The organism is Vibrio sp. 3-2(1), assembly GCF_963887575.1.
In the GTDB taxonomy this organism is placed as follows: domain Bacteria; phylum Pseudomonadota; class Gammaproteobacteria; order Enterobacterales; family Vibrionaceae; genus Vibrio; species Vibrio anguillarum.
This window is the reverse complement of the sequence record NZ_CAWPGB010000001.1, coordinates 1-13,314: the sequence shown is the minus strand read 5'-3', so window position 1 is coordinate 13,314 and position 13,314 is coordinate 1. Positions and strand designations below refer to the sequence as shown.

The following is a 13,314-nucleotide window of genomic DNA, read 5'->3' as shown; positions in this document are numbered from 1 at the left end:
ACCTTAAAAGAGAGTAAAACGATGGCCGGCGCAAAAGAGATACGTAATAAAATCGGTAGTGTTAAAAGCACGCAGAAAATTACGAAAGCGATGGAAATGGTAGCAGCTTCAAAAATGCGTCGTTCGCAAGACGGCATGGAAGCTTCTCGTCCATACGCTGAAACAATGCGTAAAGTGATCGGTCATGTGGCGAGTGCAAATCTAGAATATCGTCATCCTTATCTAGAAGAGCGCGAAGCCAAACGTGTTGGTTACATCATTATTTCAACAGACCGTGGTTTGTGTGGTGGTTTGAACGTGAACTTGTTCAAAAAAGCTCTACATGACATGAAAGATTGGTCGGAGAAAGGTGCTGAGGTTGAGCTGGCAATTGTGGGCTCAAAGGCAACGGCTTTCTTTAGAAACAGTGGCGCTAAAGTCGCTGCTCAAGTCTCTGGTTTGGGCGATAGCCCAACCTTGGAAGATTTGATCGGTTCCGTTGGTGTTATGCTGAAGAAATATGATGCAGGTGAGTTGGATCGCCTATACGTAGTGTTCAACAAATTTGTGAATACTATGGTTCAAGAACCAACGATCGATCAATTACTACCTTTGCCTAGATCGAATAGCGAAGAGATGAAACGCGAACATTCTTGGGATTACATCTATGAGCCTGAACCAAAGCCTCTACTCGATGCACTATTGCTGCGTTATGTAGAGTCTCAGGTTTATCAGGGTGTGGTTGAGAATCTTGCTTGTGAGCAAGCTGCTCGAATGATTGCGATGAAAGCAGCTACCGATAACGCAAGCAACTTGATTGATGATTTACAGCTTGTGTATAACAAAGCCCGTCAGGCGGCGATTACACAAGAACTATCGGAAATCGTTTCTGGTGCAGCAGCGGTTTAAGCTTAGGTAAAACAAACAGTTTAGAGGATTAACGATGGCTACAGGTAAGATCGTACAGATCATCGGTGCGGTAGTCGACGTAGAGTTCCCACAGGGCGAAGTACCAAGTGTTTACGATGCTCTGAATGTTGTGGATTCAAAAGAACGTCTCGTTCTTGAAGTTCAACAGCAGCTTGGCGGTGGCGTGATTCGCGCAATCGTAATGGGTAGCTCTGATGGTTTACGTCGTGGTTTGGTAGTTGAAAATACTGGCGCTCCAATTTCAGTACCAGTCGGTATTAAGACTTTAGGTCGTATCATGAACGTGCTTGGTGATGCGATTGATGAGCGTGGTGAAATCGGTGCGGAAGAGCTTTACTCTATCCACCGTCCAGCTCCAAGCTATGAAGAGCAATCAAACGAAACTGCTCTTCTTGAAACCGGTGTAAAAGTAATCGATTTGGTTTGTCCATTCTCTAAGGGTGGTAAAATCGGTCTATTTGGTGGTGCAGGTGTAGGTAAGACCGTTAACATGATGGAACTTATCAACAACATCGCACTGCAACATTCAGGTCTTTCAGTATTTGCGGGTGTTGGTGAACGTACTCGTGAAGGTAACGATTTCTACTATGAGATGCAGGAAGCCGGTGTTGTAAACATCGAAGAGCCTGAAAAATCAAAAGTAGCGATGGTTTACGGACAGATGAACGAGCCACCAGGCAACCGTCTACGTGTTGCACTGACGGGTTTGACAATGGCAGAACGTTTCCGTGACGAAGGTCGTGACGTACTTCTGTTCATCGATAACATCTACCGTTACACGCTTGCCGGTACGGAAGTATCAGCACTGCTAGGTCGTATGCCTTCAGCGGTAGGTTACCAACCTACTCTTGCAGAAGAAATGGGTGTGCTTCAGGAGCGTATTACGTCAACTAAGCAAGGTTCTATCACGTCTGTACAGGCGGTATATGTACCAGCAGATGACTTGACGGACCCGTCTCCAGCCACAACGTTCGCGCACTTGGATGCAACGGTTGTACTTAACCGTAACATCGCAGCAATGGGCCTATACCCAGCGATCGACCCACTCGATTCAACGTCTCGTCAGCTAGACCCACTCGTCGTAGGTCAAGAGCACTACGACATCGCTCGTGGCGTTCAGCAGACGCTTCAGCGCTACAAAGAGCTGAAAGACATCATTGCGATCTTGGGTATGGACGAGTTGTCTGAATCTGATAAGCAAGTTGTATCACGTGCACGTAAGATTGAACGTTTTCTAACTCAGCCTTATCACGTAGCTGAAGTATTTACAGGTGACCCTGGTGTTTACGTACCTCTAAAAGAGACGCTACGTGGCTTCAAAGGTCTTCTATCTGGTGAATACGATGACATTCCAGAGCAAGCGTTTATGTACTGCGGTACTATCGACGATGCGATTGAGAATGCTAAGAAGCTATAAGGCTAACTAGGAGGCGATATGGCAGCAATAACCTTTCACCTAGACGTCGTCAGTGCAGAGAAGAAAATCTTCTCTGGCCAAGTCGAAACGTTTCAGGTGACCGGTAGCGAAGGTGAACTGGGAATTTTCCATGGTCACACACCGCTGCTGACCGCTATTAAGCCTGGTATGGTGCGTATCGTTAAGCTACACGGCCACGAAGAAATTATTTATGTTTCGGGTGGTATTGTCGAAGTGCAACCGGGTACTGCTACAGTACTGGCTGATACGGCAATTCGTGGTGAAGAACTAGACGCAGCTAAGGCAGAAGAAGCCAAACGCAAAGCTGAAGAGAATATTTCAAATCAGCATGGCGATATGAACTTCGCACAAGCGGCCAGTGAACTGGCTAAAGCCATGGCTCAGTTACGAGTTATCGAGCTGACCAAAAAACGTCGTTAATGTGTTTTATAATTAAGACGTGATGTAAAAAGGCGACCTATAGGTCGCCTTTTTGCTTATTTTTTAACAGAAAATTATTTAGTTAAATTAACTATCTCTTTAATTACCGCTAAAATGCGGCTTAACTTTTTTAACGTCAATAGGTTGTCAATGAAATTTAGCGCAGTGATCCTCGCAGCAGGTAAAGGTACTCGAATGTATTCTAATATGCCTAAAGTGCTGCACACACTGGCGGGTAAGCCAATGGTGAAACACGTAATTGATACGTGCAATAGCTTAGGTGCCCAAAATATCCACTTGGTTTATGGTCATGGTGGTGAGCAAATGCAGCAAGCGCTTGCCGAAGAGTCGGTTAACTGGGTGCTGCAAGCGGATCAATTAGGAACTGGCCATGCCGTTGATCAAGCCTCGCCTCATTTCCAAGACGATGAGAAGATCCTCGTGTTGTACGGTGATGTTCCATTGATCTCGGAAGAAACCGTGGAAAGCTTGTTAGATGCACAGCCTAATGATGGAATAGCCTTGCTGACAGTGGTACTGGATAACCCAACCGGTTATGGCCGTATCGTGCGTAAGCATGGCCCTGTGGTGGCAATTGTTGAACAAAAAGATGCCACTGATGAGCAAAAGTTAATTAAAGAGATCAATACGGGCGTGATGGTGGCAACGGGGCGCGATCTCAAGCGCTGGTTGTCAGGCTTAAGTAATGAGAACGCACAAGGCGAATATTATCTGACAGATGTTATCGCTGCCGCGCACAATGAAGGCCGCGCAGTTGAGGCTGTTCATCCTGCCAGCTCTATTGAAGTGGAAGGAGTAAATGATCGCGCTCAACTGGCTCGTTTAGAGCGTGCTTATCAAGCAACACAAGCGAAAAAGCTATTAGAACAAGGTGTGATGCTACGTGATCCTACGCGTTTTGATCTGCGTGGTGAATTACAGTGTGGGATGGATGTTGAGATTGATGCAAACGTCATCATCGAAGGAAATGTCTCTTTGGGTGATAACGTAATTATCGGCATGGGTTGCGTGCTTAAAGATTGCGAAATTGATGACAACACAGTGATCCGCCCATACAGCGTCATTGAAGGGGCAACCGTTGCAGAAAACTGTACCGTTGGGCCTTTTACCCGTTTACGTCCTGGTGCTGAACTGCGTAATGATGCTCACGTGGGTAACTTCGTGGAAGTAAAAAATACTCGTTTGGGTGAAGGTTCGAAAGCCAATCACTTAACTTATCTTGGTGATGCCGAAATTGGCCAGCGTGTTAATGTCGGAGCTGGCGTTATCACTTGTAATTACGATGGTGTCAATAAATTCAAAACCACAATTGGTGATGATGTGTTTGTCGGTTCAGACAGCCAGTTGATTGCTCCTGTAACGATCGCCAATGGTGCAACGATTGGTGCTGGCACTACGCTAAGCAGTAACGTTGCTGAAGGTGAGTTAGTCATCACTCGCGCGAAAGAGCGCAAAATCAATGGTTGGAAGCGTCCTGTTAAGCGTAGCTAACAAATGAACGATTAAAAAGCCGCTCATCATGAGCGGCTTTTTGTATCAGTTCTTATTAAAAGACTTACTCTTCATCGCTGACTACGCGTGCATTATCTGGTGCGGTGAAGTGTTGAGAAAGTTCGCGGTTCGAGACGATATAACCAATCCATAGCCCGCCCATACAAATCATAATTGCAATACCCGTCACCATTTGTGCTTGGCTGGCCAACGTTGCGACCAATGCGCTGGCTAAACTACTAACGCAGATTTGTAAGCTATTTTGTAAACCCGCTGCAGTGGCTGGGCTTTGTTTGGCACTCGATAGTGCGCGGTTCACCACGATAGGGTAAAGCGCTCCGTTGGCAACTGCTATTAAGCAAAACGGTGCCAAAATTGGCCAAATTGAGGTCAGTTGCCACTGTGAGGCAATGAATACTAATAAAGTGGCAACGCTGAAGAGGCCAATCAACTGCTTGAGCACTTTTTCGTCACCAAATTTATTCACTCCCACCTTACCTAAGTAGCCACCAACCATGAAAGCGATCGTTTGAGGAATAAAACTCAAACCGATATCTTTAGCGGCATAACCAAGGCGTGCCATAATCTCTGGCATCCCAGTCAAGTAAGCAAAGAAGGCCGCAGAAGCGCAAGCAAACATCATTACATTACCCAAGTAGGTTTTAGTGCTGAGCAGAGCTTTGATATCTTGCTTAATTGAGGTTTGTTTGGGTTGTGATTGTTCATTTTTTTGAGCAAAAGTACAGGCTACAAGCGCAACGCCCATCAATGTCAATGTCACAAAAATACTGTGCCAACCAAAGTTATCGGCCAGTAAGACGCCTAATTGAGGTGCAAGCGCGGGTGAAAGCGCGACCAAAGGCATGATGGTGGCGAATATTTGCTGGCTTGTTTTAGCTGGGTAGCGTTGAATTACCATTGCTTGCCAGATCACTGCGGGAGCACACACCCCTAAAGCTTGCACAAAGCGCAACGCTAATAATTGCCACACCTGCTCGCTAAAAGCTAAACCAAATGATGCCAACGTGAAGAGAACTAGGCCAGCCGCTAAAGTGTTACGGTGACCATATTTATCGGAAGCTAAGCCCCACACCAGTTGACCTAATGCCATACCGACCAGAAAAACGGTGAGAGACAAGGCTATTTGCTCTGGCCCTGTGGCAAAGTCCATTTCCATCGCTTTAAAGGCCGGGAGGTACATGTCTGTGGCAATGAAGCCAAGCATAGAGAGCGCGGCTAAGTACAGCAACTGTAATTTTGATGCTTTCATTTTTATTACCATTCAAAAAAATTAATCAATATTTGGCCAGCATTAATCTATGCCAACCTTAATTTATCTACTCATCTATTCTATTTTTCGTTTAATATTAAATGAAACGCTAAATTTGTTGGTTATTCATCAAAAAAATTGAAGGCTTATGTTTTCTAAATCCTCATTAGAAATGCTTGATACTGTCGCACGGTTGGGTAGTTTTACCGCCGCTGCGGAAGTTTTGCATAAAGTGCCGTCAGCGATCAGCTACGGCGTTCGCCAAGTCGAACAAGATTTGGATGTGCTGCTGTTTCGCCGTTTACCTAGAAAGGTGGAACTGACGCCCGCTGGTGAGCTGTTTATGGTGGAGGCTCGCCAATTGCTTAGGCAGATGGAAGAGATTCGTTCACAAACTAAACGCGCGGCGCATGGTTGGCAGAAAACGCTAAAATTGACGCTTGATAACGTGGTCAAACTCGACAAAATGAAACCGCTGGTGGAAGATTTTTATCGCACGTTTGAGTTTGCTGAGCTGCAAATCAACATGGAAGTGTTTAATGGCTCATGGGAAGCTATTGCGCAAGGTCGAGCTGACATTGTGATTGGTGCAACCTCTGCGATTCCTGTCGGTGGTGATTTTGAAGTGCGTGACATGGGTGTGTTGGATTGGGCATTTGTGATGTCTCCTCGTCACCCTTGTGCTCAAGAGCCCTATTTAACCGAAGATTTTGTCAGTCAGTTCCCGGCGATTTGTTTGGATGACACGTCAAGTGTATTACCCAAGCGGCATACGGATCACTACCCGCAGCAACGGCGCTTACTTTTACCGAATTGGTATAGTGCGATTGAATGCTTAAAAAATGAAGTCGGTGTGGGCTACATGCCAAGACACATTGCACAACCTTTGATTGTTGATGGTGGGTTGGTTGAACGGGTTCTCACCGTTGATAAACTGCTTAGTCAATGCTGTTTAGTATGGCGCAAAGATGATAATCATAAATTGATCGAGTGGATGGTAAATTATCTGGGCAGTAGCGATCAACTTTATCGTGATTGGCTTCAAGCTAAATAACCTAATAAGAAGAGCCAGCAGTGCTGGCTCTTAAAAGACTCTTCAGTGAGAAGAAAAACAGAATAGTTATGGGCGCTCAAAAATAGTCGCAATGCCTTGGCCTAAACCAATGCACATCGTTGCTAGACCATATTTGGCGTCTTTCGCTTCCATCAAGTTAATCAATGTGGTTGAGATGCGCGTGCCAGAACACCCGAGAGGATGACCCAGTGCGATCGCCCCTCCATTTAGGTTAACCTTCTCATCCACTACATCGAGCAAACCAAGATCTTTCGCGCAAGGTAGAGATTGAGCTGCAAACGCTTCGTTTAACTCAATCACATCCATATCTTGCATGGTGAGGCCTGCACGCTGTAGCGCTTTATGGGTCGCCGGAACTGGCCCGTAACCCATAATTGAAGGATCGCAACCAGCGACGGCCATTGATTTCACACGCGCACGAATCTTTAAGCCAAGCGCATTGGCTTTCTCTTCGCTCATGATCAACATCGCCGATGCGCCATCGGACAGAGCCGATGAGGTGCCTGCCGTTACAGTACCATTGGCTGGGTCAAAAACAGGACGCAACTGTGCTAGCCCCTCAACAGTGGTTTCCGGGCGGATCACTTCATCAAAATCGAGCGTGAACAGAGTACCATCTTCGGCATGAGCTTCAGTGGGGAGGATTTCATTTTTGAAGCGGCCTTCAACGGTTGCTGCGTAAGCGCGTTGATGCGAACGAGCGGCAAAGGCATCTTGTTGCTCACGGCTAATGCCGTGCATTTTACCTAACATCTCAGCCGTTAACCCCATCATCCCCGCAGCTTTGGCAACGGTTTTTGACATGCCAGGATGGAAATCAACGCCATGGTTCATCGGTACGTGTCCCATATGCTCAACGCCGCCCACAAGGCAGATTTCAGCATCACCAACCATAATGGCGCGGGTGGCATCATGCAGTGCTTGCATTGATGAACCACATAAACGGTTAACGGTGACGGCACCAATTTCAATCGGCAAGCCAGCCAACAGTGCCGCATTACGCGCGACGTTAAAGCCTTGTTCTAAGGTTTGTTGCACACAACCCCAGTAGATATCTTCGATCTCTTTTGGGTTGACTTGTGGATTACGGGCTAAAATGCCTTTCATCAGATGTGCAGATAAATCTTCCGCACGAGTATGACGAAATGCCCCACCTTTTGAACGACCCATCGGGGTGCGTAGGCAATCAACAATTACGACATTTCTCTTATGTGAAGTCATTTGGACATCTCTCCTTAGATAGAACTTGCTTGTTGAGTACCGTAGAAGGTCTCGCCTTTTTCTGCCATATCAAGCAGCAGTTGAGGTACATGATACATCGCGCCCAATGCTTGGTATTGGCTTGCCATTGCAACGTAGTTTTGTAAGCCAAGACTATCGAGATAGCGGAATACGCCGCCTCTAAAAGGAGGGAACCCCAAGCCGTACACCAACGCCATATCCGCTTCTTGGGGTGAAGCGATGATCTTCTCTTCTAAACAGAGTGCCACTTCATTGATCATCGGAATCATCATGCGCTCAATGATGGTTTGATCATCAAAAGTACGTTTATCACCACATTCTACGTTAAGAACAGTGAGAACCTCTTCAGAGAAAGTTTTCTTCGGTTTGCCTTTCTTATCTAAAGTGTATTGATAGAAACCGCTGCCATTTTTCTGGCCATATTTATTGGCGTCAAACAGTGCATCAATAGCATCGCGGCCCTGTTTACCCATACGTTCGGGGAAACCTTGTGCCATTACTGCTTGTGCATGGTGAGCGGTATCAATACCGACCACATCTAGAAGATAAGCAGGGCCCATTGGCCAACCAAACTTACGTTCCATCACTTTATCGATTTGAGTGAAATCAGCGCCATCGCGCAGTAATAAACTAAAGCCACCAAAGTAAGGGAAAAGTACGCGGTTTACGAAGAACCCAGGGCAGTCATTGACCACGATGGGGGATTTACCCATTTTGGCCGCGTAAGCGACAACTCGATTGATGGTTTCATCGGAAGTGTGTTCACCACGAATAATTTCCACCAATGGCATACGATGTACTGGGTTAAAAAAGTGCATACCACAGAAGTTTTCTGGACGTTTGAGTGATTTGGCCAGTAGGTTGATTGGAATGGTTGAGGTGTTCGAGGTGATAACCGCATCCTCACCAACATTGGCTTCGACTTCACTTAGTACCGCGGCTTTGATTTTCGGGTTTTCAACCACAGCTTCAACAATCACATCCGCTTGCTCAATCCCCGCATAATGCAGGCTAGGCGTAATCGATGCCAGCACACTGGCCATTTTAAAACCATCAATTTTTCCGCGCTCTAGCTGCTTGTTAAGTAACTTAGATGCCTCGGTCATACCTAAATTAAGGGACGATTGAGCAATATCTTTCATCAAAACAGGCACGCCTTTTACTGCCGATTGATAAGCAATGCCGCCGCCCATGATCCCCGCACCAAGTACAGCCGCTCGTCCGGTTTCTTTATTGGCTGATTTAGCCGCTTTTTTTGCCAGTGCTTTAATATATTGGTCGTTGAGGAATAAACCGACCAAGGATTTCGCCGCTTCAGAATGAGCGAGCTTAACGAAGTGTTTACGCTCAATGGCCAATGCTTCATCACGGCTACAGCGCGCGGCTTCTTCTATTGCAATAACAGCGGTTATTGGCGCTGGATAATGAGGTCCGGCATGCTGTGCAACCAAGCCTTTGGCCATGGTGAAGCTCATCATGGCTTCTAATTTGCTGAGTGTCAGCGCGGACATTTTTTGCTGGCGACGCATTTTCCAATCAACGGTTTCATTGATGGCCGATGTGATGGTTTTGAGTGCTGACTCAAGCAGTTTGTCGCTATCAACAATCGCATCGAGCAGCCCAATTTTAAGGGCTTCTTCAGCACGACATGCTTTGCCTTGAGTGATCACTTCCATAGCATTGTCGGCACCAATTACACGAGGCAGACGCACACAGCCACCGAACCCCGGCATAATACCAAGCTTTGTTTCCGGTAATCCTATGCTGGTGGTCGCGTCACCAATACGGAAATCGGTAGCGAGTACACACTCACATCCACCGCCTAGCGCGTACCCTGTTAAAGCGGCTAGTGTCGGAACGGGTAGATCTTCTAGTTTGTTGAAAATGCTATTGGCAAATTGCAGCCATTGGTCGAGTTCTTGCGCAGGTTTAGCAAAGAGACCTAAAAACTCAGTGATATCAGCCCCGACAATAAAAGATTCTTTATCGGAAGTAAGAATAAGGCCTTTCAGTCCTTGGTGGGCTTTTAGGGCATCAAGTGCATGGTTGAGCGATTCAAGAGTGGCAAGGTCAAGTTTGTTCACTGACTCCTTGGAGCAGAAACGCAACTCCGCAATACCATCTTGTAATTCCTTTACCTGTAGGGTGTTGGCTTGGTAAATCATTGTCTATCTCCGTGACATACAACCTTAAGATCGTGTGTGAGAGTTTTTGTTGTATTAATGGTTCTGGTTTGACCAGTCGGTTTAGTTTGACCTGAGGATTGTTTAATTTCAATACATTTTTTAAACAACTGTTTAACATTGAGTGCGAATGGAGATCAGCGCTGCTTTTTTAAGTGCACGTGTTACACTCTTGCCATCCGCTCGATCTATGATTTCACATGAACGAACAACCTTATTTAATTCCAGCGTTGCCCACCCAATTTGAAGAGGAAATCAAAAAAAGCCTCTTTATTACCTATTTGGCCCATACTCCGAGTGTAGATGCTGCCAAAGCCTTCGTTGCGCAAATAAAGACAAAACATAGCGACGCCAGACATAACTGCTGGGGCTTTGTTGCCGGACGACCGGAAGATTCGATGTTGTGGGGTTTTAGTGATGATGGTGAGCCATCAGGGACGGCGGGCAAACCGATATTGGCGCAGCTAGTCGGATCGAGTGTCGGGGAGTTAACGGCCGTCGTCACTCGTTATTATGGTGGGATTCGTCTTGGCACTGGGGGGTTAGTTAAAGCTTATGGTGGCGGAGTACAACAAGCACTCAAGCAGCTTCAAACTATTGAGAAAAAAATCACCACAAAATTATCCCTAACGTTAGACTACAGTTTTGTGCCGATTGCTCAATCCATCATCGCGCAGTATGAAGCATTCGAAGTCGAAGCCGATTATAAAGAACAGGTTAAATTTCTTGTTGAGATAGAATTGCGCCATCTTGATGCCTTTACTCAAACTATCATTAATAAAAGCGGTGCAAAAGCTGTAGTGACCGCCATAAAAAATAATTAGGAAGTCAGAAGCTTCGCTTCAGAAAAAGCAATGCAAATTCGATCTATTATTCGTATCGTCGGGCTTTTGCTCGCGCTATTTAGTGTCTCTATGCTTGCCCCTGCGCTGGTGGCTTTGCTGTACCGCGATGGTGCAGGTGTACCTTTTGTCACGACCTTTTTTGTATTGTTGATGTGTGGCGGTTTTTTTTGGTTTCCAAACCGCCGCTATCGACATGAATTGAAAGCCAGAGACGGTTTTTTGATCGTTGTACTGTTTTGGACGGTTATCGGTAGTGCGGGTTCATTACCATTTTGGTTAGCGGATAACCCTAATGTATCGGTGACGGATGCGTTTTTTGAATCGTTTTCAGCATTAACCACCACCGGAGCAACCGTCATTGTTGGGTTAGATGAATTACCTAAAGCGATTTTGTTCTATCGGCAGTTTTTACAATGGTTTGGTGGGATGGGGATCATCGTTCTAGCGGTGGCCATTTTGCCAGTATTGGGAATTGGGGGAATGCAGTTATATCGGGCGGAGATCCCGGGCCCGGTCAAAGATACTAAAGTTACTCCAAGAATCGCCGAAACCGCCAAAGCACTTTGGTACATCTATTTAAGCTTAACGATTGCCTGCGCGACTGCTTTTTGGGCAGCAGGGATGACCCTATTTGATGCGATTTGTCATAGCTTCTCTACGATCGCTATTGGTGGGTTTTCGACTCATGATGCAAGCATGGGGTATTTTGACAGTTATGCGATCAATTTAATTACGGTTGTTTTTTTGCTCATTTCAGCCTGTAATTTTACTCTCCATTACGCGGCGTTTGCGACAGGTGGTGTTCATCCAAAATATTACCTTAAAGATCCAGAGTTTAGAGCTTTCGCTCTTATACAAGTCATTTTGTTTGCGGTTTGCTTTTCGATTTTACTCAAACACCATTCTTACGACTCTTTTTATGACGCTTTTGATCAGGCGCTATTTCAAACGGTATCCATTTCGACGACGGCAGGCTTTACCACAACAGGTTTTGCAGATTGGCCGTTATTCTTACCTGTATTATTGCTGTTTTCTTCATTTATAGGTGGGTGTGCTGGCTCTACGGGCGGTGGCATGAAAGTGATCCGTATCTTATTGCTTACCTTACAAGGTGCTCGTGAGATGAAACGCCTTATCCACCCAAGAGCCGTGTATACGATTAAGGTGGGCGGAAGTGCTCTTTCACAGCGAGTTGTTGACGCGGTTTGGGGATTTTTCTCAGCGTACGCACTGGTCTTCGTGGCGTGTATGTTGGCATTGATCGCAACAGGGATGGATGAACTGAGTGCATTTTCTGCCGTCGCTGCAACATTGAATAACTTAGGGCCTGGATTAGGTCAAGTCTCCGTACATTTTGCGGATGTTAATGACAGTGCAAAATGGGTATTGGTTGTTTCGATGCTCTTTGGTCGCTTAGAAATTTTTACACTATTAATACTGCTTACCCCTACGTTTTGGCGCAGTTAAGGATATCCCGTGCAAAAAGCTCTTTTTCTCTATTCTTCCCGTGAAGGTCAAACCAAGAAAATTCTTAACTATATAAAAGAGGAACTTTCTGAGTTTGATTGCGAACTTGCCGATTTACATCAAATTGAGGATATTGATTTAGCTCTTTACGATCGAGTCTTAATTGGTGCTTCTATTCGCTACGGACATTTAAATAAAAAGCTTTATCAATTTATAGAAAAACATGCCGAGCAATTAGCACTCGCTAAAGCGGCGTTCTTTTGTGTCAACTTAACTGCAAGAAAAGAAGCGCAGGGTAAAGATACTCCAGAAGGAAGTGTCTATATTAAAACCTTTCTCAGTAAATCAGCATGGCAACCCAAGCTAATCGGAGTTTTCGCTGGTGCTCTTTACTATCCACGTTATCACTTTTTCGATAAGGTGATGATTCGTTTCATCATGTCATTGACTGGCGGTGAAACTGATACCTCAAAAGAAGTTGAATACACAAACTGGCAAAAAGTATCTCTTTTTAGTGATAACTTTAAAAAATTGTAAATAAAAAGTCGATTTTTAGCGTCTTTTGGCTTTTTTCTGTTCGAACAAATAGAAAATCAAAAAAAACAGCAAAAAGGGGTTGCCAACGTGACGGCGATCTCTATAATGCCGCCTCACTGACACGGCACAGCCAGTAAGGGTTCAAGCCCAACCAGCAGCCAATCAGTAGGTCAAATCAGTAAGACGAAATAATTTAATAAAGTGTTTGACACTTTTCATTATCTCGCTAGAATGGCCGCCTCTTCAAAGGAAGCCTCGGCAAGCCATAGAAGAACGCTCTTTAACAATGTAAACCTATCAATCTGTGTGGGCACTCGTTGATGATAATCAAAAAAGATTTATCAATGAACTGAGTGACCAATCAGAATCAAGTTTACTTGATTTTGGCACAGTCAATTCATTGTTGTTCTGTTGGA

The 13,314-nt window shown here is 45.4% G+C and carries 11 protein-coding genes; 8 read left to right on the top strand and 3 right to left on the bottom strand.

The genetic code is table 11. The features are described from left to right. Window positions 1-21: 21 nt before the first annotated feature. From atpG to glmU, 4 genes are all read left to right on the top strand, one after another. Window positions 22-888: a F0F1 ATP synthase subunit gamma gene (gene atpG / locus AACQ79_RS00055; RefSeq protein WP_013855594.1), complete on the top strand. Its 867-nt coding sequence runs from the start codon at window positions 22-24 to the stop codon at window positions 886-888. A 34-nt stretch (window positions 889-922) separates the two neighbouring features. Next, window positions 923-2,326 carry a F0F1 ATP synthase subunit beta gene (gene atpD, locus AACQ79_RS00050; protein ID WP_010319968.1) on the top strand — a complete coding sequence of 468 codons (1,404 nt, stop codon included), beginning with the start codon at window positions 923-925 and terminating at the stop codon, window positions 2,324-2,326. An 18-nt stretch (window positions 2,327-2,344) separates the two neighbouring features. Then, window positions 2,345-2,767, top strand: a complete 423-nt coding sequence (locus AACQ79_RS00045; protein WP_013855597.1) for a F0F1 ATP synthase subunit epsilon — start codon at window positions 2,345-2,347, stop codon at window positions 2,765-2,767. A gap of 150 nt (window positions 2,768-2,917) precedes the next feature. Then, the gene (gene glmU, locus AACQ79_RS00040) at window positions 2,918-4,279 is read left to right on the top strand and encodes a bifunctional UDP-N-acetylglucosamine diphosphorylase/glucosamine-1-phosphate N-acetyltransferase GlmU (RefSeq protein ID WP_026029111.1); all 1,362 of its coding nucleotides are present in this window, start codon (window positions 2,918-2,920) and stop codon (window positions 4,277-4,279) included. 64 nt (window positions 4,280-4,343) lie between these two features. On the opposite strand, the gene punC is transcribed toward glmU, so the two are convergent. Then, window positions 4,344-5,549 carry a purine nucleoside transporter PunC gene (gene punC / locus AACQ79_RS00035; protein ID WP_026027660.1) on the bottom strand — a complete coding sequence of 402 codons (1,206 nt, stop codon included), beginning with the start codon at window positions 5,547-5,549 and terminating at the stop codon, window positions 4,344-4,346. A 148-nt stretch (window positions 5,550-5,697) separates the two neighbouring features. Between punC and punR the strand changes: the two genes are divergently transcribed. After that, window positions 5,698-6,603 (top strand): DNA-binding transcriptional activator PunR, encoded by a 906-nt coding sequence (gene punR / locus AACQ79_RS00030; protein WP_094147384.1) that lies wholly within the window; start codon window positions 5,698-5,700, stop codon window positions 6,601-6,603. Window positions 6,604-6,669: 66 nt separating this feature from the next. On the opposite strand, the gene fadA is transcribed toward punR, so the two are convergent. Both fadA and fadB read right to left on the bottom strand, forming a co-directional pair. Continuing rightward, window positions 6,670-7,845 carry an acetyl-CoA C-acyltransferase FadA gene (gene fadA / locus AACQ79_RS00025; protein WP_017046375.1) on the bottom strand — a complete coding sequence of 392 codons (1,176 nt, stop codon included), beginning with the start codon at window positions 7,843-7,845 and terminating at the stop codon, window positions 6,670-6,672. A gap of 14 nt (window positions 7,846-7,859) precedes the next feature. Next, window positions 7,860-10,031, bottom strand: a complete 2,172-nt coding sequence (gene fadB / locus AACQ79_RS00020; RefSeq protein ID WP_170899515.1) for a fatty acid oxidation complex subunit alpha FadB — start codon at window positions 10,029-10,031, stop codon at window positions 7,860-7,862. 218 nt (window positions 10,032-10,249) lie between these two features. Here fadB and AACQ79_RS00015 point away from each other — a divergent pair, with 218 nt between their 5' ends. From AACQ79_RS00015 to hemG, 3 genes are read left to right on the top strand one after another with little or no spacing between them, the layout of a single operon-like run. Then, on the top strand, window positions 10,250-10,873 hold the full coding sequence (locus AACQ79_RS00015) for a YigZ family protein (RefSeq protein ID WP_170899514.1): 624 nt from the start codon (window positions 10,250-10,252) through the stop codon (window positions 10,871-10,873). A gap of 30 nt (window positions 10,874-10,903) precedes the next feature. After that, window positions 10,904-12,361 (top strand): TrkH family potassium uptake protein, encoded by a 1,458-nt coding sequence (locus AACQ79_RS00010; protein ID WP_017046377.1) that lies wholly within the window; start codon window positions 10,904-10,906, stop codon window positions 12,359-12,361. Between the two features lie 9 nt (window positions 12,362-12,370). After that, on the top strand, window positions 12,371-12,898 hold the full coding sequence (hemG, locus tag AACQ79_RS00005; protein WP_013855605.1) for a menaquinone-dependent protoporphyrinogen IX dehydrogenase: 528 nt from the start codon (window positions 12,371-12,373) through the stop codon (window positions 12,896-12,898). Window positions 12,899-13,314: the final 416 nt, after the last annotated feature.